Genomic DNA, 21251 nt, shown 5'->3' on the forward strand with positions numbered 1-21251 from the left:
AGATGACCAATGAGCAACGTAGACCTGCAACAACTGATTCAGGCGCTGGACGCCGAAACCCGTCGCGACCTGGAAAGCTCGGCCGAGCGCTGCGTCGCCCGTGGCGGCAGCAAAATCCTCGTCGAAGACTTGCTGCTGGGCTTGCTGGAGCGCCCGAATGGTCTGCTCGCACGCGCGCTGCAAGATGCTGAAGTGGACGCCGGCGAACTGAGCGCCGCCCTGCAATCGCGGGTTGAGCACAGCGCTTCGCGCAACCCGGTGTTTGCCCCGGAACTGGTGCAATGGCTGCAAGACGCCTTGCTGGTGGCCAACCTTGAACTGGGCCAGACCCAGGTCGAACAAGCCGCGCTGATTCTCGCCCTGTTGCGCAACCCGATGCGCTACGCCGGCAGCCGCTACCAGGCGTTGCTGGCCAAGCTGAACATCGAGCGCCTGAAAGAATTTGCCCTGTCGCAGAAAGAGCAACCGGCCACTGGCAAATCCGCCGTGCAGGGTGAATCCCTGCTGGAGCGCTTCACCCACAACCTGACCCAACAGGCCCGCGACGGCAAACTCGACCCGGTGCTGTGCCGCGATGGCGCGATCCGCCAGATGGTCGACATCCTCGCCCGTCGCCGCAAAAACAACCCGATCGTGGTTGGTGAAGCCGGTGTCGGTAAAACCGCCATCGTCGAAGGCCTGGCCTCGCGCATCGCCGCCGGTGAAGTGCCGCAAGTCTTGAAAGGCGTTGAATTGCTGTCGCTGGACATGGGCCTGTTGCAGGCCGGTGCCAGCGTCAAAGGTGAATTCGAGCGTCGCCTCAAAGGCGTGATCGACGAGGTCAAAGCCTCGCCAAAACCGATCATCCTGTTCATCGACGAAGCCCACACGTTGATTGGCGCGGGCGGCAATGCCGGCGGCTCCGACGCGGCCAACCTGCTCAAGCCAGCCCTGGCCCGTGGCGAGTTGCGCACCATCGCCGCCACCACTTGGGCGGAGTACAAGAAATACTTCGAAAAAGACCCGGCCCTGGCCCGTCGTTTCCAACCGGTGCAACTGCACGAACCGACCGTCAGCGAAGCGGTGACCATCCTGCGTGGCCTGGCCCAGGTCTACGAGAAGAGCCACGGCATCTACCTGCGCGATGACGCGGTGGTCGCCGCTGCCGAATTGTCGGCGCGTTACCTCGCCGGTCGCCAACTGCCGGACAAAGCCGTCGACGTGCTCGACACCGCGTGCGCCCGCGTACGCATCAGCCTCGCCGCCGCCCCGGAAAGCCTGGAGCGCCTGCGCGGTGAACTGGCTGAAGGTGGCCGTCAGCGTACGGCTCTGCGTCGCGATGCCGAGGCCGGTTTGCTGATCGATCACGAAGCGCTGGATGCATTGGAAGCGCGTCTGGAAGCAGCCGAAGACGAAAGCGTTGCCCTGGAAGCCCTCTGGACCGAACAGAAAGAACTCGCCGAGCGTCTGCTGGACCTGCGTCAGCAACTGGCCAAGGCCCGAGTAGCGGTCGCCGTCGAACCAACCGTCACGGTTGAAGAAGACGCCGAAGGCACCGTGATCGAAACCCTCGAAGCGCCTGTCGACGAAACCCAAACCGTCGAAGCGCTGGAAACCGCACTCAACGAAACCCACAAAACCCTGACGGCGCTGCAAGTCAAAGAACGTCTGGTGAGCTTCGAAGTCTGCCCGCGTCTGGTGGCTGAAGTGATCAGCGCCTGGACCGGTGTGCCATTGGCGCAACTGGCCCGTGAGCACAACGCCAAGGTTGCGAGCTTCGCCACCGACCTGCGCGTGCGCATCCGTGGTCAGGAACAAGCGGTTCACGCACTGGATCGCTCGATGCGCGCCACGGCTGCCGGCCTGAACAAACCGGATGCGCCGGTCGGTGTATTCCTGCTGGTCGGCCCGAGCGGCGTCGGCAAGACCGAAACCGCACTGGCCCTCGCGGACTTGCTGTACGGCGGTGATCGTTTTATCACCACCATCAACATGTCCGAGTTCCAGGAGAAACACACCGTCTCGCGCCTGATCGGTGCGCCGCCGGGCTACGTCGGTTATGGCGAGGGCGGCATGCTCACCGAAGCCGTGCGCCAGAAGCCGTACTCCGTCGTGCTGCTCGATGAAGTCGAAAAAGCCGACCCGGACGTGCTCAACCTGTTCTACCAAATCTTCGATAAAGGCGTGGCCAACGACGGGGAAGGGCGCGAGATCGACTTCCGCAACACGTTGATCCTGATGACCTCGAACCTGGGCAGCGACCTGATCGCCGAACTCTGCGAAAACGGCGAGCGGCCGAGCGCCGAAGTCCTCGAAGAAACCATTCGCCCAGTGCTGAGCAAACACTTCAAACCGGCGTTGTTGGCGCGGATGCGCGTGATTCCATACTTCCCGGTCGGTGGCCCGGTATTGCGCGAGCTGATCGAGATCAAACTCGGTCGTTTGGGCGAGCGCCTGAACCGTCGTCAACTGGAATTCACCTGGTGCCAGAACCTCGTCGATCACCTGTCTGAGCGCTGCACCCAAAGCGACAGCGGCGCGCGCCTGATCGACCACTTGCTGGACCTGCACGTGCTGCCGCTGGTGGCCGACCGCTTGCTCGATGCAATGGCCACCGGTGAAAGCCTCAAGCGCGTTCACGCAACGCTCGATGGCAACGCCAGCGTGATCTGCGAGTTTGCCTGAGGTGGGTGTGATGTTCACTCAAGTGCCGCAACCACTGGTCTACGCCGAAGCCTTGCTGGCGCAATTCGCCAGCCTGTCGCGGGCGGCGGACGGTGCTGCGCTGCTGGGTGACTTCGTGCGCGGCCTGGCCGAACTCAGCGGTTGCGAGTTGACACAGTTGTACCTGCTGGACGCGACTCACACGTGCCTGGGAATGAACGCCGAGTGCCTCAACGGCATCCTGCAACCCCGGGAAGCGGAGAGCCTGCCGGCGGATTTCAACGGTGAACAACTGCTGCAGTTTGCCTTGTGCCAGAACCGCGTGGTGTGCCTCGGTGAATTGAGCGGAAGCCTGCACGAAACCAGTTTCCTGCCGCCCCAGCTAAAGCCCTGGCAATCGCTGCTGTGCGTGCCACTGGTCAATCAGCAGAAGGCCGTCGAAGGCTTGTTGCTGTGCGCGAGCCACCGGCATATCGACTTGCAAGGCTTTGCTGATTCCCTCGGGCAACTGGGGTCGTTCGTGCTTGGCCAATTGCATCTGCTGCAACGGTTGCGCCGGCCGGTGGGCCAGTCATTACCGACACCGGCCAGCGTCCCGAGCGTCAGTGGCTATGGGCTGATCGGCAAGAGTTCGGCGATGCGCCAGACGTATTCGCTGATCAGCAAAGTCCTGCACAGCCCGTACACCGTGCTGCTGCGCGGCGAAACCGGCACCGGCAAGGAAGTCGTGGCCCGGGCGATTCACGATTGTGGCCCGCGCCGCTCCCAGGCGTTCATCGTGCAAAACTGCGCGGCGTTCCCCGAGAACCTGCTGGAAAGCGAACTGTTCGGCTATCGCAAAGGCGCCTTCACCGGCGCGGATCGCGACCGTGCCGGGCTGTTCGATGCGGCCAATGGCGGCACCTTGTTGCTCGATGAAATCGGCGACATGCCGTTGTCCCTGCAAGCCAAGCTGTTGCGGGTGTTGCAAGAAGGCGAGATCCGCCCGTTGGGTTCCAACGACACGCACAAGATCGACGTGCGCATCATCGCCGCGACGCACCGGGATTTGGCGGTGCTGGTCAGCGAAGGCAAATTCCGCGAGGACTTGTACTACCGCCTCGCGCAGTTCCCGATCGAGTTGCCGGCCCTGCGCCAGCGCGAAGGCGACATCCTCGACCTGGCCCGGCACTTCGCGGAAAAGGCTTGCTCGTTCTTGCAACGGGACGCGGTGCGTTGGTCCGACGCGGCGCTGGATCACCTGGCCGGCTACAACTACCCCGGCAACGTACGGGAACTCAAAGGCCTGGTCGAACGCGCAGTGCTGTTGTGCGAGGGCGGTGAGTTACTGGCCGAGCATTTTTCCCTCCGCATGGAAGCCATGCCGGAAGACACCAGCGGCCTGAATCTGCGCGAACGCCTCGAGCAAGTCGAACGCAGCCTGCTGGTCGATTGCCTGCGCAAAAACGACGGCAACCAGACCCTCGCCGCCCGCGAACTCGGGCTGCCACGCCGCACCCTGCTGTACCGCCTCGGGCGCCTGAATATCAATTTGGGTGATTTCGATGGCTGATCTCAATTTCCGCATTCTGATTGGAATGCCACCTGTGGCCAGCGAATTCCCTGTGGCGAGGGAGCTTGCTCCCGCTGGGATGCGCAGCAGCCCCAAAAACCTGCGCCGCGGTGTTTCAGTTAAACCGCATTTGCTGTTTTACGACTGCTTCGCAGCCGGGCGGGAGCAAGCTCCCTCGCCACAGGGATTTGCGTCAAGGCCTCTGGCTAGAGCGCTTATACCCACCTCATTCGCTTCTAACAGCGCCGCCCGAAAGGGTCGGCGCTTTGTGCTTTGTCTACCCATGGAGACCCTCTGATGTCTGTTCGTCACTGGCAAGCCGTCCTGCTGACCCTCGTCGTTCTATGCGGCCTCGGCGGCTGCAGCGGCAATTACAAATTCAACGACAACACCTATCGCCCATTGGGTGATCCGCAGGCGGTCAATCGCGGCAAGTGACCGCAAGGAGCATCATCATGGAACTGGTTTTCGAAATGCTGAACACCAAGCAGTTCGTGCCCACGGATTTGTGCCAGAAGACCTTCAAACAGGCTGGCGGCGTGATTGGCCGGGGTGAGGATTGCGACTGGATCATTCCGGACCGCAAGCGTCACCTGTCCAACCACCACGCGTTGATCAGCTACCGCGAAGGCACGTTTTACCTGACCGATACCAGCAGCAACGGTATCCAGGACAGCGAAAGCGGCGCGCGCCTGCGCAAGGGCGAAGCCATGCGTATCGAACACGGCAGCGTGTACGTGCTGGGTGACTTCGAGATTCGTGCGCGACTGGTGCGCGACCCGGCGACCTTCGACGTCGAAGTCGGCCGTCCGCAGGCGGCGGGCAGCATCATTCCTGATGATGCGTTCCTCGACCTCGACCCGCTGAACGCCCTCGATCAGCAAGAGCGCGTGTACTCGGAAATCGACGAGTTGATCTCCCCGCGCGCGGCGCCTGAAGACACCCGTCAACGCGCCGACTACGCACGCATCGACATGGAAAGCCTGATGGTCCCGGAGCTGATCGAAGCCCCGGCCGAACCTGCGCCAGCGCCGCCGCCGAAAGCCGTCGAGCGTCAGAGCGAAGGCTTCTGGGAGCACTTCGGTGCCGCCCTCGGCGTAGACCTCAAAGGCCTCGACCACGACGCCCGCGAAGCCCTGGCACTGAACGCCGCGCGCCTGCTCAAGCAAAGCGTCGGCGGTTTGCAGCAGAGCCTGCGCACCCGCAGCGAGTTGAAAAACGAACTGCGCCTGGCCCAAACGATCGTTCAGGGCACCAACAAAAACCCGCTGCGCTTTGCGGTGGATGCTGGTGAAGCGCTGGGCATTTTGCTGCAGCCGAACAAGCCGGGGCAGTTGCCGGCGGAGCAGGCAATCGCCCGTTCGTTCCGCGATTTGCAGGCGCACCAAGTGGCCTTGCTGACCGCCAGCCGCGCTGCGGTTCGCGGCACGCTGGAGCACTTTTCGCCCGAGCAATTGACCTTGCGTTTCGAGCGCGACAACAAGCCGATCCTGGCCACTTCCGGCAGCCGCTGGAGAGCCTACGGCCGTTATCACCAGGCCCTGCGTCAGGACGATGACTGGAGCGAGCGCCTGCTGGCCCGCGACTTCGCCCAGGCCTACGAAGAACAGATCCGCCTGATTTCCTCCCTTCACAACGACCACCAAGGATGATGCGCATGTCTCGCTGCTCGACCGCTTTTTTCAAGACGCTGACAGCGCTCACAGCCCTGGTGCTGCTGGCTGGCTGCTCGTCGCTGTCGCCGTACTCCCATGTGACAAAACTCAACCTGAAGCTGACCGCCAGCGATCAACTGAACCCGGACCTTAACGGTCGTCCGTCGCCAATCGTCGTGCGCCTGTTCGAACTCAAGCACCCGGTGGCCTTCGAGAACGCTGACTTCTTCAGCCTGTACGAGCGCGCCAAGGAATCCCTGGCCCCGGACATGGTAGCCACCGAAGAACTGGAGCTGCGTCCGGGCGAAACCGTCGAGCTCAAGCTCAGCGTGGAGGAGGGCAGCCGCTACGTTGGCGTCCTCGCCGCCTACCGCGACCTGCCGGAAACCAAGTGGCGCTACACGGTGCAAGTCACCCCGGTGGAAGTCACCGAGGCTGACCTGACACTCGACCAGTCCGGCATCCGCAACACCAATGAAACGCTCGCCAAGGCGGTTGACTGATCATGAACTCCCATAAAGTCATTTGGCAGGAAGGCATGCTGCTGCGTCCGCAGCACTTCCAGCACAACGATCGCTACTACGAACACCAGATGAAGACCCGCACCCAGTTGCTGGGCAGCTACACCTGGGGCTTCCTGAACCTGGACATCGACTTGCAGTTCCTCAATATGGGCAAACTGGTGATCAGCCAGGCCTCGGGGATTTTGCCGGACGGCAGCCTGTTCGAACTGGGCGGCAACACCGAGCCATTGGCCCTGGACGTACCGCCGAACACCGGCAATACGCCAATCTACCTGGCGCTGCCGCTGGTCACGGGCAACCACATCGAAGCCCGTCGCCCGGAGCAATCCGACGTGCTGGCGCGCTACACCGCGTATGAATCGGAAGTCGCTGACTCCAACGCGGGCGATGATTCGTCCAGCCAGGTCAGCTGCGCGCGCCCGGACTTCAAACTGTTGCTCGGCGAGCAGCAGAGCGACCAGGCCTACGTGAAGCTGAAGATCTGCGAAGTGCTCGACACCACGCCGGACGGCGTGATCAGCCTCGACCCGGACTTCGTGCCGACCTACATCCAGGCGCATTCCTCCAGCTATTTGCTGTCGTGCCTCAAGGAAGTGATCAGCATGCTCGGCCACCGGGGCGATACGATCGCCGACCGGATCCGTTCCAACGGCAAGGTCGGTGGCGCGGAAGTCGGCGACTTCATGATGCTGCAACTGATCAACCGCACCGAACTGCTGCTGCGTCACTACCTCGGCCTGGAGCAGGTTCACCCGGAAGAGTTGTACCGCACGCTGCTGACCATGCTCGGTGATTTGGCGACGTTCTCCAGCGACAGCAAACGCCCGCGCCTGGACAGCCGTTATCAGCACAGCGATCAGGGCGCGAGCTTCCGCAAACTGATGGAAGCGATTCGTCAGGTGCTGTCGATGGTGCTCGAACAGCACGCCATCGAACTGGTGCTGCAGGCGCGTCAGTACGGGATCATCGTGTCGCCGTTGCACGACCACAAACTGCTGGGCTCGGCCTCGTTCGTGCTCGCGGCCAGTGCCAACTGCGATTCCGAAGAACTGCGCCACCGCTTGCCGGCGCACCTCAAGGTCGGCCCGGTGGAGCGCATCCGCCAACTGGTCAACCTGCATCTGCCTGGCATCAAGGTCAAACCGTTGCCGGTGGCCCCGCGGCAGATCGCGTTCCACTCCAACAAAACCTATTTCATCCTCGAACTCAGTTCCGAAGACCTGGCACAACTCGAGCGCTCCGGCGGCTTCGCGTTCCATGTGTCCGGCGAATTTGCCGAGCTTGAACTGAAATTCTGGGCCATCAGGAACTGACCGACATGATCAAGGACACGGAATACAACCAGGACGACAAAACCGTCCTGCTCGACCGCCAGGGCCACGGCCCGGCGCAGAGTCCACTGACAGACTTCGCTGCACCGCCGCGTTTCGAACAGCTCGAAGAACGCATGATCTACGCCGCGCGTTTGCGTCCGGCCGAAGCGTTCAACATCAGTCTCAATTCGCTGGTGGCCGCAGGCTCTGACCTGTTGTCGGAAGTGGTTCGCCTCAAGCACAGCGACACCCGCGAAGATATGTACGCGCTCAACGAGCGACTGACCTCCGCGCTGAAGCTGTTTGAAGTGCGCGCGCTGCACAACGGCGCCGAAAGCAGCCAGGTGATGGCCGCCCGTTACGTGCTCTGCACCGTGGTCGACGAAGCCGTCGTGACCACGCCGTGGGGCAACGAAAGCGAGTGGTCGCAGATGAGCCTGCTCAGCAGCTTCCACAACGAAACCTTCGGCGGCGAGAAGTTCTTCCAGCTGCTGGATCGCCTGTCGAAAAACCCGGTCAAGCACCTGCCGATGCTGGAGCTGATGTACCTGTGCCTGTCCCTGGGCTTCGAAGGCAAGTACCGGGTGCAAGCCCGCGGCATGCTCGAGCTCGAAGGTATCCGCGACGCCTTGTATCGCCAGATTCGTCAACTGCGCGGCGACGTGCCTCGCGAACTGTCGCCGCATTGGGAAGGCTTGAACGATCAGCGCCGCAGCCTGGTGCGCATCGTGCCGGCGTGGATGGTGGTGCTGTTCACGTTGGTGTGCCTGGTGGTGATGTATTCGGGTTTTGCCTGGGTATTGGGCGAGCAACGCGAAACCGTTCTGCAACCTTATCAGCAGCTAGATCCGGCCGCGGTCCAGCCGCAGTCGCAGCCGTAAACAGGGACGTGTGATGAAAAAGTTTTTCAAGAAAGTCGGCGCATTCTTGCGCAAGACCTGGGTCTGGACCCTGCTGGTGGTGTTGTTCCTCGCGCTGCTGGTGTGGTTCGTCGGGCCGCTGCTGGCCGTAGATGACTACAAGTTCTGGGAAGGTTCGACCTCCCGCCTGCTGACCATCAGTGTGCTGTTCCTGATCTGGGGCCTGACCATGGTCTTCGTCAGCTGGCGCGCGGGTGTTCGCAAGAAAGCCATCGAAGACACCGAAGACGGCCAGGATCGTATCCGCCGTGAAGAGCTGATCGACGAAGAGCAGAAAGAACTGAAAGTGCGTTTCAAGGACGCGCTGAAAACCCTCAAGACTTCGAGCCTGTATCGCGGTCGCAGCGAGCGCTGGCGCAGTGATTTGCCCTGGTACTTGCTGATCGGTCCACAGGGCAGCGGCAAGACCAGTTTGCTGGACTTCTCGGGCCTTGAGTTTCCAATCAACAAGATCGACCGCAAACTGACCCGCGACACCCTCGGCACCCGTCATTGCGACTGGTACTTCGCCGACCATGGCGTCCTGATCGACACCGCTGGCCGTTACCTGACCCAGCCGGATGCCGAAGTCGATGGCAGCGCCTGGAGCACTTTGCTCGACCTGCTGCGCAAGCGTCGCCGCAACCGTCCGTTGAACGGCGTGCTGGTGACCATTCCGGTGGAAACCCTGCTGGGCGGCAGCGAGCAAGACCTCGACACCCTGGCACGCCAGGTCCGTGCGCGTTTGCAGGATGTGCATCAAAAGCTGCACGTCGATGTGCCGGTTTACCTGGTGTTGAGCAAGGCTGATCGCCTGCTCGGCTTCGACGAGTTCTTCGATCAACTGACCCGCGAAGAAAGCGATCAGGTGCTCGGCACCAGTTTCCGCAAAGAGCAAAGCGGCACCGACGTGGCGGTATTGCGCGCCGAGTTCGAAGAGCTGCTGCGTCGCCTGAACAGCCAAGTGATCATGCGCATGCACCAGGAGCGCGACACCCAGCGCCGTGGCCGCATCCTCGACTTCCCGCATCAACTGGGGCAGATCGGCGAGCGCCTGTGCCTGTTCGTCGACATGGCGTTCACCGGCAACCGCTATCAGCGTGTCAGCCAGTTGCGTGGTTTCTACCTGACCAGCGCACCGCACCTGACTCAAGAGATGGACCAGACCACCGCCGGCATCGGCGCCAATCTGGGCATCAACTCTGGCGTGCTGCCGACCCTGCGCAGTGGTCGTTCGCGCTTCATTCACCATTTGCTCAGCCGCGTGATTTTCCCGGAAGCCGATCTGGCTGGCCTGGACAAGCGCGAACGCAGCCGCATCCACTGGGGCCAGCGTGCCTTGTACGTGGGCGCACTGGCGGCGTTGGCACTGTTCGGCATGCTCTGGGCTGGCGGTTTCTCCGCTAACTACGAGCGTCTGGAAAACCTGCGGACCCTGGCACAAAACTGGACCCAATCACGCTCGGCACTGACCCCGCGTGATGATTCCATGGCAGTGCTGAAAACCCTCGACAGCAGCTACGCGGCGACTCAGGTGTTCCCGAAAAAGGGCGACGTGAGTTACCACGAACGTGGCGGTCTGTATCAGGGCGAAGAGTCTAACCCGGTGGTCAAGGCCGCCTACGAGCGTGAGCTTCAAGCGCAGCTGTTGCCACGGGTCGCGACCCTGCTGGAAGGGCAGATCCGCGCCAACATGCAGGACCGCGAGCGCTTGCTCAACAGCCTGCGTGCGTACCTGATGCTGAACATGAAGGATCGCCGCGACGCCGGTTGGCTCAAGGATTGGGTCGCCACCGAGTGGTCCCAGCGTTACACCGGCAACACTGCGGTGCAGAACGGCTTGAACACGCACTTCGAGCGTTTGCTGGAGCAGCCGTTTATCTACCCGCTGAACGATCAACTGGTGGCCCAGGCGCGTCAGGTCTTGCGCAGCGAGTCCCTGGCCAACGTGGTTTACCGGATGCTCCGCGAGCAGGCCCGCAACCTGCCGGAATACCGTTTGAGCCAACACATGGGGCCGCAGGCTTCGTTGTTTGTCGGTACTGACTATGTGATCCCGGGGTTCTACACCCAACAGGGTTATCAGCAGTACTTCTCGGTGCAGGGCGCTACGCTGGTCAGCGATATGCTGCGTGACAACTGGGTGCTGGGCGAAGGCTCGGGCATCAGCGGCATGGACTTGCGTCGCCTGATGGTCGAACTGGAACAACTGTATTTCCGCGACTACGCCAACTTCTGGAGCGAAGCCGTGGGCCAGGTTGCCTTGCCGGCGATCAGCGACTTCAGCGAGGGCGCCGAGCAACTGGCGGGCCTGACCTCGGCCAACTCCCCAGTCCTGCAACTGCTGGTGGAAGTGCGCGAGAACACCCGGTTCCCGGCAGATGCCGAGCCGGTTGATCAAGCCGCTGACGCCGCTGGCGCGCTGGCCGATCAGAAAGGCAAGTTGGGCAAGGTTGGCAAACTGGCGTCCGCCGTGGCGGACAAGGCGTCCGACATGGCCGCCGCCAAGAACCTGCCGGACACCGCGAAGAAATCCCTGCAACGGCGCTTCGAACCACTGCACCGTCTGCTGGATGACAACAACGGCCCGGCTGCTGATCTGACCCCGGCACTGACCGCGCTCAACGACCTGCAACTGCAAGTCGCAAGCCTGGCCCGCGCCAGTTCGCCGGAACAGGCTGCTTTCGAAATGGCCAAGACCCGCATGGGCGCCCAGCGTGATGCGCTGAGCAACTTGCGCAATGCGTCCAACCGTTTGCCGCGTCCAGTCAGTGTCTGGTTCAACGTGTTGGCCGAAGACACCTGGCGTCTGGTGCTCAACGATTCCTACCAGTACCTGAACCAGCGCTACCAAAGCGAGCTGTACGGTTTCTATGGCAAGGCGATCAACAAGCGCTATCCGTTCAGCGCCCACAGCACCAGTGATGTGGCGATCAGCGACTTCCGCGAGTTCTTCAAGGCCCAGGGCATCGTCGATCGCTTCTTCGACACCTACATGCGTCCCTTCGTCAGCGGCGATCCGGGCAACTACCGCATGCGCAGCGTCGATGGTCACAGCCTGCCGATCTCCAAGGTCTACCTCGACCAGATGGCCGCGGCGCAAACCATTCGCCAGAGCTTCTTCGCCGAGAACCCGGCCGAGCCGCAAGTGCAGTTCAAACTGGAGCCGTACACCCTCGACCCGGCCGTCAGCCGTTCCGAGTTCAAGTTTGGCGACAAGACCATGGAATACCGTCACGGTCCGATCCTGCCGATGGCCTTCAAATGGCCGACCGATGCTGAAGACGGTCGCACCAGCCTGGTCCTCGACAAAATGGTCGGTCGCCCGATCGGTATCGAGAAGAACACCGGCCCATGGTCGCTGTTCCGTCTGTTCGACCTGATGCAGACCGAGTACCTGAACGGTCGCGATGTGCTGGTCCTGAAAGCGGACGTGGGTGGCCTGCGCGCCAACTACCTGCTGTCGAGCCAACGCACGCCGAACCCGTTCGACATGGGCGTGCTGCGTACCTTCCGTATGCCGGTGCAACTCTGATGCTGGTTGCCAGTCCCTGGCGCAGCGCTGCGCGTACCGATCCGGGCAAGGTTCGGGCGCGCAACGAAGATGCTTTCCTCGACGCTCCACAGCACGGGCTGTGGGTGGTCGCGGACGGCATGGGCGGTCATCAGGGTGGCGACATCGCCAGCCAGTTGATCGTCGCCAGCCTGGCGGAATTGCCGGTGCAGGAAGACTTCGACGAACGACTCAAAGGCATTCGCCAGTGCTTGCACTGGATCAATCGCCGCTTGGGCCAGGAGTTGACCGTCACCGCCGGGCGCCACGACAGCATCATGGGCAGCACCGTGGTGGCGCTGCTGGTGGAAGGCAGTCGCGCGGCCTGCATCTGGGCCGGCGACAGCCGTTGCTATATGTGGCGTGGCCAGCGCTTGTATCAGCTGTCCAAGGACCATTCGCTGCAACAGCAACTGATCGACGAGCAAAACATGAGTGTCGAAGACGCCCGCGCCCATCCATCGGCCCATGCCCTGACCCGTGCGGTCGGGGCGGCCGATGTGCTGACGCTGGACGTGCTCGAACTCGAGGTTTACCCCGGCGATACGTTCCTGTTGTGCAGCGACGGTTTGTACCAAGGGCTCAGCAGCGATGCCCTGGGCAACGCCCTGAGCCTGACCGCGCCGCACGTTGCGCTGGAGCGTCTGTTCGACGGCGCTTTGCGTGGCTCGGCCCGGGACAACCTGACTGCCGTGGTGATCCGCCAATGACTGAACTCATGCGACCGATCGACGACCTGCTGGTGAGCGAAGAGCAGGACAACAACCTGACCTACTTCGCGTTCGCCAAGCCCAATCCGGCTTCACCCGCGCTGGCGCCGACCCGGGCCAGCGTCGGTGAATTGCCCGACGTGCTGGCGGGCCGTTACCGCATCGAGCGCCTGCTCGGTGCCGGTGGCATGGGCGCGGTTTACCGCGCACGGGACTTGCTGAGCGAACAGTTCGGCGATCCCGACCCTTACATCGCGCTGAAAATCCTCAGCGAAGAATTTGCCGAATCGCCGGACGCCAGTGCCTTGCTCTACAGCGAGTTCGCCCTGACCCGACGCCTGCGCCACGACAACGTGCTGCGCTTTCACACCTTTGAAGTCGACACCGACTGCCAGCGCGCCTTCATCACCATGGAACTCATGCGTGGGCTGACCCTGGACAAATTACTCTGCGAGCGGCCCCTGGGCCTGCCGTGGAAAGAACTGCGCGACATCGCGCTGCCGCTGCTCGACGCGCTGGCCTACGCCCACGCTCGCGGCGTGCTGCACGGTGACATGAAGCCGAGCAACGTGATGCTCAGCGAAGAAGGCGTGCGCCTGTTCGACTTCGGCCTCGGCCAGGCTGAAGAGGGCATCCTGCCCGGCCTGCCGCACCTGAGCCGCAGCCGCTTCAACGCCTGGACCCCAGGCTACGCCGCCCCGGAATTGCTCGAAGGCCAGCCACTGACCGCCAGCGCTGACGTTTACGGCGTGGCGTGCGTGCTCTACGAACTGGCCGGCGGCAAACACCCGTTCCGCCGCTTGCCTTCGACCCAGGCCCGCGACGAACGCCTGGAGCGCGAACTGCACGCCCCCCGCAATCTACCGAAACACTGCTGGCCAGCCTTGCGCAAAGCGCTGACCTTCAACGCGGCTGATCGAACCATCAGCGCCGCCCAATTACGTAGCGCCATGGGCGCCACTTCGTCTTTGCTGCAACGCCTGCGACTGCGGGCGTAACGGATGACTGCCGAACAGGGAGCAAACAATGTTCAACCCCGCTAACGAAACGCACTTCAGCCTCACGGTCGAAGATTACGTGGGCGACCTGCAAGTGCTGTCGTTCACCGGCACCGAAGGCATCAGCCAGCCGTATCGCTTCGACCTCGAACTGGTCAGCGAAAACCCGGACCTGGACCTGGAAAAACTCCTGCACAAACAGGCCTTCCTCGCCCTCGACCCGCAAGGCTCCGGCATCCACGGCCAGATCTACCGCGTCGCCCAAGGCGATGCCGGCAAACGCCTGACCCGCTACAAAATCTCCCTGGTGCCGCAACTGCAATACCTGCACCACCGCACCAACCAGCGCATCTACCAGCAAATGTCGGCGCCGAAAATCATCGCGCTGATCCTCGACGAGCACGGCATCAAGGCCAATGCCTACAGCTTCCAGCTCAGCGTCGTATGCCCGGACCGCGACTACTGCGTGCAGTACGACGAAACCGACCTGCATTTCGTGCAGCGTTTGTGCGAAGAAGAAGGCATTCACTACCACTTCCAGCACAGCGAAAAAGCTCATTTGCTGGTATTCGGCGACGACCAGACCGTGTTCCCGAAACTCGGCCAGCCCACCGCGTATGTGCAAGGCAGCGGTTTGGTCGCAGATGAGCCGGTGATCAAAGGCTTCAAGCTACGCCTGGAAACCCGCACCAGCCGCACGACCCGTCGCGACTACGACTTTGAGAAGCCGCGCCTGCAACTTGAAGCAGCGTACAAACCCGACGGCGAAAGCACCGAACCGGACCTGGAAGACTATGACTACCCGGGCCGCTTCATCGACCGCGCGCGCGGCAAATTCCTCAGCCAACGCGCCCTCGAACGCCATCGCGCCGACTACCAACAAGCCGAAGGCTGGGGCGACCAGACACGTTTGATCAGCGGCCACTTCCTGGAAATGTCCGACCACCCGCGTACCGAGTGGAACGACCTCTGGCTGCTCACCGAAATATTCCACGAAGGCAAACAGCCGCAAGTGCTGGAAGAATCGGTGCCCAGCGACACCACCGACAACAAAGACGACTTCCACCAGGGCTACCGCAACCGCTTCCTCGCCACGCCGTGGGCCGTGTTCTACCGCCCGGCGCTGGAACATCCGAAACCCCGCGTCCTCGGCAGCCAAACGGCGATGGTCACCGGCCCCAAAGGCGAAGAAATCCACTGCGACCAATACGGCCGCATCAAAGTGCAATTCCACTGGGACCGCGAAGGCCAGGCCGACGACAAAACCAGCTGCTGGATGCGCGTCTCCTCAAGCTGGGCCGGCGACCGCTACGGCGCGATCGCCATCCCGCGCATCGGCATGGAAGTCCTCGTCACCTTCCTCGAAGGCGACCCCGATCAACCGCTGGTGACCGGGTGCCTGTACCACAAGGAAAACCTCGTCCCCTACGAACTGCCGGTGAACAAAACCCGCACCGTGTTCAAAACCCTCAGCTCACCGGGCGGCGGTGGATACAACGAACTGCGGATCGAAGACAAAAAAGGCGCGGAACAGATCTACCTGCATGCCCAGCGCGATTGGGATGAAAACATTGAGCATGATCAGAAAATTCGCGTGGGAAATGAACGTCACGACACGGTGGAGAAGAACACCTACACCGAGCTAAAGGCGGAAGAACATCGCACCACGATTTCGGATCGCAAGACTGAGACGCGGATGGATGACCACCTGACGATTGGGCAGAACCAGCATGTGAAGTTGGGGACTGCGCAGCTGACGAGTGTCGGGAAAGAGATACATCTGAAGGCTGGGGACAAGATTGTTATTGAGGCTGGGATGGAGCTCACCGTGAAGGCGGGTGGGAGCTTTATCAAGCTGGATGCGGGTGGGATTACGGTTGTTGGGCCCGTTATCAAAATCAACGCTGGTGGGTCGGCTGGGTCTGGCACGGGGATCGGGATTAAACCGCCGGTGCTGCCGGGGGCTGCGGATCAGGATAAGGCGGGGAGTTTGATGGATCAGGCGTTGATGAATGCGCAGGAAGAACAGGTCAAACGCAAGCCGCACAGAATGTTCAATTTTTCTGGCTGATAGATACTAACGGCGCATGCCTCCAGGGATCAGGGTTCAGGTAATTAGCAATGACTGAGACAACTAGCAAAGTAGAAAAATGGTCGTATCCCTTGAGAATGGCGGCCGCAGAAGGGACTGATCCACAGCAGTTTTATATGGCGTTGGCGAAGGCTAAAGATGGTTACTACCCCATAGGTGCCAACGGTATTTGGCATGGTGGCATTCACTTTGACGAAGATACTGGTTTGGCGAAGGACTTGACTGAGGTCAAATGCATTGCTGATGGTGAGGTCGTGGCTTATCGAATTGATGAGTCTTACCCAAAGTCCGACTACGGATCGACGCAATCAATTTATTCAACTGGGTTTGTGTTGGTTAAGCACCGACTTGAAGTCCCCGCACCTCCCGTACCACCTCCGGCGCAGGGTGCGGCGCCCGGTGCATCGCCAGCAACTGGGCCGAGCCTAACTTTTTATAGCTTGTATATGCACTTGCTCGATTGGGATAACTATAAGAAAAATCCGACGTTGACGCCTCCAGGCTTCTGGGGGAAAGGCCTATATAAGGTTAAGGCGAGTGCGCCAGACAAAGCCTTAGGCCTCCGGGTACGTAGCGGCAACTCTGGGCAGCACCCAGTCGTGGCGGTATTGCCGCGTGGAACTATTGTGTTGACTCAACCTGCACCAGCCTCTGAAAAGTGGGTGAAGATTGTCAGCGTCACCCCTGAAGTCGCTGGATTACCCGCCGACACAGGCTGGGTATTTAAGGGACAACTCACAAACCAGGGAGATGACAAATACCTCGTAGGTAATGACGCCCCAGACTCGGTGCCCGGAGGCGCACAGCATGGCGCCAACGTACGTAGTGCCCACACAGCCGGACTGCCTCTCAGTCATCTTCCTCCGGGTACGCAAATAAGACTCGGTGATGACGCAACGCCGAATAATTTTAAAAAATTAGTAGAGATTGTAAGTGGTTCATCGAACCCTGCTTTGACGCTAGGTACGGATGGAAAATTACCTGGTTTCGTTTGGTCGGGATCGCTTGAGCCAATGAGTGCACCTCATAGTCCAATTGGAAGCGTCATTTCCTTGAGTGCGCCATTCAAGATAAAGGCCGGCCAAGTTTTGGGGCATATAGGGAAGTATCAGAGTCATTCAGATGCGTCGCCAAAAAACTTGCTGCATTTCGAAGTCTTTTGTTGTGAGGACATTCCCTCCTTCGTTACTCAAAGCCAAAGCAAAGCTGGAGCCATGTCTGCGGATCAGAAAAATCTGATGAAGGCTTATAAGGGCACCAAACTTATTACCCACCGTGCTGACATCACTAGCAGTAATCCGCCCAAGGTCAATGATGATGGGGTGTTGATTGGTTATGATCTGGTTATACCCGCCAGCGTGCTGGAGGCAATGCCAGCCCAAAAGAAAATCAAGGAAGGAGCCATCCGGTGGTGGCACCTAGAAGGCTTGCTGGGCGACGACCAAGGTAATCCCATCAGCGGGTGGCTGCGTGAACAAGATTTGATGACTACTCGCCACAATCCGTGGGAATGGGAAGGCTTCGAATTTGTTGAGGAAAAATCTAGCAATACTGATCATCTGGCGGCCTATTACCACGATCTAAACCTGCTTACTGATGACGAAAAGGTTACGTTTGTCCCCAAGGTCAGCGCGTCCACTAATGGACCTGTCAAGGAAAGGCTGTACAGCATTATTGATACCGATAAGAACGAAAAACTTACCGTCAACGAGATTCGTGCGGCATTGGCCAAACCTTGGTTTGCGCAATCTATTTCAATGCTAGCAACGAAATATGAAAGTGAGTGGCTCTTTAAAGCCGAGAAGTGGGATGCGCTAGATGAATTGATGGGACATACAGCCGCCCACCCCAATCTGAATTGGGTTGCTGAGAAGAAACGGATTGAGACGTTGGCTTGGTGGAATGATCTTGCAGGAAAGGAGGGGCTTAGTGCGGACGGAAGGATTTGGCATATACATGGAATAGGGTTAATAGCAAATTTTGATCGGAAAAAACGATGTGATTGTAATCCCACCGTGAAGGTTACACGTTGGAAAACACATTATGGACCTATCGTATTTGGAGAGGGGAAGTTGGGTGATTGCCCCCAATGGAGTGCTCTTGAAAGTTCTGGGCAAGTAACAGCATCTGAGAAAAAAATTATTTCTGTTATGTGCGAAAACGAAGGGGCGATAAATTCCGTGCAGGCTTATGATAGCGAAATCGTAAGTGCAGGCGCGATGCAAAAAACGATGAGTCCGGATGGTGCAGGTGAGTTCCCCACTCAGGTCGAAAGATTAAAAAATCTTTACCCCGATGAGTATTTGGAACTGTTTGAAAGTCAAGGTTGGTATGTCTATAACGCATCAGGCGTGTCAAAAATGTACTATCAAAATCCGCAGTTTTCAGGCGGAGAAAAGCTTGAAGGAGACACTCTTAGAGAAACGCTACGCCTAGGCTGCAACGAAGGGACTTTCGGGGGGGTAGTTCAATGCAAACCAATGTCGGCTCTGTCTTGCGCTGTAGGCTCTCCTTCATTTGTTGAAGTTCAAATTTTAGATTTTATAGACCGCTTGAGAGGAGTTCTTCTCCTCGTACCCAAAACATATCACTTTACGGTTGGCCAGCTTTTTCTATCCGAGCTTGGCCGCGCTACGGCTCTGGATGAACGGGTCAATAGGCCTGGTAATGTAGTTAGAAATATTAGACGAGCTTTAGATAAATTTTTCAAGCTGAATCCAAGTGTTAGTAAGGATGTTTCAACTTGGGGTGATAACCATGCAGCATATGAATCTAAAATTGTAGAGATTTACGGTAAGGATCGTCCCGAAATGACTGAGCCGGAAGATAGGTACCAAAAAATAAAGGACGCTCTAAATGTTTGATAAATATAAAGTTGTGTCATTATTGTTTTTGTTGGTTGTTCGTCCGTGTTCTGCGGGTGAGGAATCTTTGGTTATTGATGGAGTTCAGCAAAGCTCGTTGATGTTTAGAAGTTTTGACAAAAAATATGGAGGCTGGAGCGACATCGAATATAAAGGAAGCGGCGGAACATTCAGGTTATACGCGCTTCCAAATAAAACGGGGCCATCAGAGGAGGGGGTCGTAGGTAACTCCGACGTTGATATGGTTTCCCCTGATAAAAAATATGTGATAGTGCAACGAACAAATGCCGGAGAGACTGTTGATGAACAAGGTAAGAATATAATCTCCGAACAAGCATACTGTGATGTAGTGTCTCTTGAAAGCGGATGTGTAGAGAACATTGGCTCGGTAAATCAATGTGATGGTGCATGGCAGGGGCAGAACTGGAAAGTTGCGGAAGGAGAAATTTTTAATTTTTCTAAAGGAGGAGTTTCTCCTCGACAGTTGATATCAAAAGTCTCTAATTTATCCTCCGATGAGTTCCGGGCAAGCTCGTTGCGAGATTGGATTTTTATGGGTGTCCCTTCCTATATGGCATGCTACCCGCCAGAAAAAAATATCTCCGAATATAATGATATTGGGTTCTATTTTGCCCAGGGCGGTGAACATCTATTGGCGATGCAAATTTACAATAAGTTGTTAAGTTTTGCTCCTGATCGTGTTCCATTAAAGCTTAATATTGCTGACTCTCTTTGGGCTTTGGGTAAGAAGGAAGAGGCTATATCATTTTATGCAGACTATAGAGACTCCATGCTAAAGAAAGGGAATGAAAAAAAGGTTCCCGCGCGCGTTGAGGAGCGATTGCATTAATTGTTGATGGGCGCTCTGGCCGTAGTTAAGTTTTTTCTGGGCAGATTTATTTACTTCTAAAAATAAATCTGTCCCAATTTCCTAAATTAGAGACTGAAACGTGAAATCATTCAGTGGATTTGGGGTACTCATAATCGGACTCCTAGCGACTTCAGTCGTTTTTTCCGAAGAAGATTGCAAGGTCATCACCGCGAGCGCACAGGTCGATAAATGTGCCGCAATCGCCCGCAAAACCGCTGATGAGAAACTCAATACCAGCTACAAAAAATTGCTAGTGCGGCTTGAATCTCAGCAAAAGGCGGACCCCGAGCAAGGGAAGGCCTTCATGGCCTTGGCCAAAGACGCCCAACGTGCCTGGATCAAATTGCGGGACACCAATTGCCCGCTCGAAGCCACGAATATCGAGTCCGGCGTAGCGGCGCATACCACGACGATTAATAACTGCATTACCAGAATGAGTCAGGAGCGCTCGGCTTATCTGGACGGGATTGTGACTGATGGTTCGGGCGATGAGATCAACTTCACCAAGGTTTCAAGCGCCGGTATCAGTCGCTTCGGTGACGTGGTGTCTCGTTATGTAAATATCCTCGGTAGCCCGTGCCTCAACGTCCAGATCCTTGCACCTGACGGAGGGTGGAGGGTGCTGTCGTCCGCCCGTTTTTGCAGCTTTGATGGCAAGTCGTTTTGGGACGGTTATGCCGATGCTGGGTTTGATGGGTATGTGTTTGCTGCTGATGGGCTGCACCTGACGCTAAGCCTCACGGAACTTCGTGGAAATGGCGAGGAACACCGCGAATGTGTAATCCCGATTCAGGGTTCGGCAATCAAAGAGCTGAAATGCAGCGCGCCGAAACGTGCGTGAGCTGGACTGGAATGCGGTTTACCGAACCCGTCTAGATACTTATCAAAGAGCGCGCCGTTTAAGCGCGCTCTTCTGTTGCGTTTACGCCTTAGCTTGGCGCGACCCCGGATCCGGCGAATCAATCTGATCCAGTGCTCGTTCCACCATCAGATGCACCCCATCTGCCAATCGACTCAGCGCCAACGCTACCGAGCGGCGTGTGCCTTCCACGTCGTCGGCCAGATCTGCAGCGATGGCGCTGATGGATAGCAGGTCTTCGGATGCATTGGCCAATAGTGTTTCGGTTTGGTGGTCGGAGGAGGCGGTGAATAGGGCGCCTTTGCGGGGCTTGGGCTTGGTTTTCGTTTCGGGGTTTGGGCCGAGGTGGTAGTCGAGGGCGCGTTCGGCGGCTTCGTGAAGTTTTCTGGAATCGAGGGATTCGTAGGGGGATGTGGATAAGTCGTCGGGTGGGTTTGGTGTTGGTTTGATCATTAATGGCACCGATTTTTTGAGCTATCACCATTCGCTCGCACTTCGAATGGGGTGGCAGCTGTGTATAGGTGTGCAAGACCGGAATCGGTAAACCGGCAGACCCGAAGGTCTCCCACACACAGCCGCCATAACGATTCGCGAGCATAAGAAAACGCTCGATGAATAGCCATAACCGATGTGTACCAATTCCGGACTTGCACGTCTGGGTCACCGTTTTTTGCGATGACGAGAAGAGGTTATCGGTGAACGCAAACGACGCCTAGTT

At 58.7% G+C, this 21251-nt stretch carries 15 protein-coding genes; 14 read left to right on the plus strand and 1 reads right to left on the minus strand.

All coding sequences use genetic code 11. The annotated features are described in order from the left end of the window. The first annotated feature begins 9 nt into the window (after positions 1-9). The 14 genes from tssH to NK667_RS28145 all read left to right on the plus strand — a co-directional run bounded on the left by tssH (position 10) and on the right by NK667_RS28145 (position 20515). Positions 10-2664, plus strand: coding sequence for a type VI secretion system ATPase TssH (tssH, locus tag NK667_RS28080; RefSeq protein WP_054617059.1), 2655 nt, complete (start codon positions 10-12; stop codon positions 2662-2664). 10 nt (positions 2665-2674) lie between these two features. Continuing rightward, the gene (locus tag NK667_RS28085) at positions 2675-4195 is read left to right on the plus strand and encodes a sigma-54 interaction domain-containing protein (protein WP_054617058.1); all 1521 of its coding nucleotides are present in this window, start codon (positions 2675-2677) and stop codon (positions 4193-4195) included. A 297-nt stretch (positions 4196-4492) separates the two neighbouring features. Then, entirely contained in the window at positions 4493-4633 is a 141-nt protein-coding gene (locus tag NK667_RS28090; RefSeq protein ID WP_008030659.1) for a hypothetical protein, read from the plus strand. 17 nt (positions 4634-4650) lie between these two features. Next, positions 4651-5847 carry a type VI secretion system-associated FHA domain protein TagH gene (gene tagH, locus NK667_RS28095; RefSeq protein WP_054048378.1) on the plus strand — a complete coding sequence of 399 codons (1197 nt, stop codon included), beginning with the start codon at positions 4651-4653 and terminating at the stop codon, positions 5845-5847. Positions 5848-5852: 5 nt separating this feature from the next. Next, positions 5853-6353, plus strand: a complete 501-nt coding sequence (tssJ, locus tag NK667_RS28100) for a type VI secretion system lipoprotein TssJ (RefSeq protein ID WP_054048380.1) — start codon at positions 5853-5855, stop codon at positions 6351-6353. A 2-nt stretch (positions 6354-6355) separates the two neighbouring features. Next, positions 6356-7687, plus strand: a complete 1332-nt coding sequence (gene tssK / locus NK667_RS28105) for a type VI secretion system baseplate subunit TssK (protein ID WP_054048381.1) — start codon at positions 6356-6358, stop codon at positions 7685-7687. Between the two features lie 5 nt (positions 7688-7692). Then, the gene (gene icmH / locus NK667_RS28110; RefSeq protein ID WP_054048383.1) at positions 7693-8568 is read left to right on the plus strand and encodes a type IVB secretion system protein IcmH/DotU; all 876 of its coding nucleotides are present in this window, start codon (positions 7693-7695) and stop codon (positions 8566-8568) included. A 13-nt stretch (positions 8569-8581) separates the two neighbouring features. Continuing rightward, complete coding sequence (gene tssM, locus NK667_RS28115; RefSeq protein ID WP_054617057.1) at positions 8582-12121, plus strand: type VI secretion system membrane subunit TssM; 3540 nt, start codon at positions 8582-8584, stop codon at positions 12119-12121. Continuing rightward, complete coding sequence (locus tag NK667_RS28120) at positions 12121-12849, plus strand: PP2C family protein-serine/threonine phosphatase (RefSeq protein ID WP_054048387.1); 729 nt, start codon at positions 12121-12123, stop codon at positions 12847-12849. The genes tssM and NK667_RS28120 overlap by 1 nt, the downstream gene beginning before the upstream one ends. Continuing rightward, positions 12846-13847: a serine/threonine-protein kinase gene (locus NK667_RS28125; RefSeq protein ID WP_054617056.1), complete on the plus strand. Its 1002-nt coding sequence runs from the start codon at positions 12846-12848 to the stop codon at positions 13845-13847. Before NK667_RS28120 ends, NK667_RS28125 begins: the two co-directional genes overlap by 4 nt. Positions 13848-13875: 28 nt before the next feature. After that, positions 13876-15918 carry a type VI secretion system Vgr family protein gene (locus NK667_RS28130; protein WP_054617055.1) on the plus strand — a complete coding sequence of 681 codons (2043 nt, stop codon included), beginning with the start codon at positions 13876-13878 and terminating at the stop codon, positions 15916-15918. A gap of 50 nt (positions 15919-15968) precedes the next feature. After that, positions 15969-18803: an SH3 domain-containing protein gene (locus NK667_RS28135; RefSeq protein ID WP_254744506.1), complete on the plus strand. Its 2835-nt coding sequence runs from the start codon at positions 15969-15971 to the stop codon at positions 18801-18803. Beyond that, positions 18796-19653 carry a tetratricopeptide repeat protein gene (locus NK667_RS28140; protein ID WP_054617053.1) on the plus strand — a complete coding sequence of 286 codons (858 nt, stop codon included), beginning with the start codon at positions 18796-18798 and terminating at the stop codon, positions 19651-19653. Before NK667_RS28135 ends, NK667_RS28140 begins: the two co-directional genes overlap by 8 nt. Before the next feature lie 100 nt (positions 19654-19753). Next, on the plus strand, positions 19754-20515 hold the full coding sequence (locus tag NK667_RS28145; RefSeq protein WP_236708654.1) for a lysozyme inhibitor LprI family protein: 762 nt from the start codon (positions 19754-19756) through the stop codon (positions 20513-20515). Positions 20516-20596: 81 nt separating this feature from the next. Here NK667_RS28145 and NK667_RS28150 read toward each other — a convergent pair whose 3' ends face one another. After that, the gene (locus tag NK667_RS28150; protein WP_054617052.1) at positions 20597-20986 is read right to left on the minus strand and encodes a DUF6124 family protein; all 390 of its coding nucleotides are present in this window, start codon (positions 20984-20986) and stop codon (positions 20597-20599) included. Positions 20987-21251 lie beyond the last annotated feature (265 nt).

The sequence above is a fragment of the Pseudomonas nunensis genome, assembly GCF_024296925.1.
GTDB classification, from domain to species: Bacteria; Pseudomonadota; Gammaproteobacteria; order Pseudomonadales; family Pseudomonadaceae; genus Aquipseudomonas; species Aquipseudomonas nunensis.

What these genes read in the sequence shown, in the direction of transcription:
- tssH (WP_054617059.1), top strand. Translation starts at nt 10, where the DNA reads ATGAGCAACGTAGACCTGCAACAACTGATTCAGGCGCTGGACGCCGAA.
- NK667_RS28085 (WP_054617058.1), top strand. Translation starts at nt 2,675, where the DNA reads ATGTTCACTCAAGTGCCGCAACCACTGGTCTACGCCGAAGCCTTGCTG.
- NK667_RS28090 (WP_008030659.1), top strand. Translation starts at nt 4,493, where the DNA reads ATGTCTGTTCGTCACTGGCAAGCCGTCCTGCTGACCCTCGTCGTTCTA.
- tagH (WP_054048378.1), top strand. Translation starts at nt 4,651, where the DNA reads ATGGAACTGGTTTTCGAAATGCTGAACACCAAGCAGTTCGTGCCCACG.
- tssJ (WP_054048380.1), top strand. Translation starts at nt 5,853, where the DNA reads ATGTCTCGCTGCTCGACCGCTTTTTTCAAGACGCTGACAGCGCTCACA.
- tssK (WP_054048381.1), top strand. Translation starts at nt 6,356, where the DNA reads ATGAACTCCCATAAAGTCATTTGGCAGGAAGGCATGCTGCTGCGTCCG.
- icmH (WP_054048383.1), top strand. Translation starts at nt 7,693, where the DNA reads ATGATCAAGGACACGGAATACAACCAGGACGACAAAACCGTCCTGCTC.
- tssM (WP_054617057.1), top strand. Translation starts at nt 8,582, where the DNA reads ATGAAAAAGTTTTTCAAGAAAGTCGGCGCATTCTTGCGCAAGACCTGG.
- NK667_RS28120 (WP_054048387.1), top strand. Translation starts at nt 12,121, where the DNA reads ATGCTGGTTGCCAGTCCCTGGCGCAGCGCTGCGCGTACCGATCCGGGC.
- NK667_RS28125 (WP_054617056.1), top strand. Translation starts at nt 12,846, where the DNA reads ATGACTGAACTCATGCGACCGATCGACGACCTGCTGGTGAGCGAAGAG.
- NK667_RS28130 (WP_054617055.1), top strand. Translation starts at nt 13,876, where the DNA reads ATGTTCAACCCCGCTAACGAAACGCACTTCAGCCTCACGGTCGAAGAT.
- NK667_RS28135 (WP_254744506.1), top strand. Translation starts at nt 15,969, where the DNA reads ATGACTGAGACAACTAGCAAAGTAGAAAAATGGTCGTATCCCTTGAGA.
- NK667_RS28140 (WP_054617053.1), top strand. Translation starts at nt 18,796, where the DNA reads ATGTTTGATAAATATAAAGTTGTGTCATTATTGTTTTTGTTGGTTGTT.
- NK667_RS28150 (WP_054617052.1), bottom strand. Translation starts at nt 20,986, where the DNA reads ATGATCAAACCAACACCAAACCCACCCGACGACTTATCCACATCCCCC.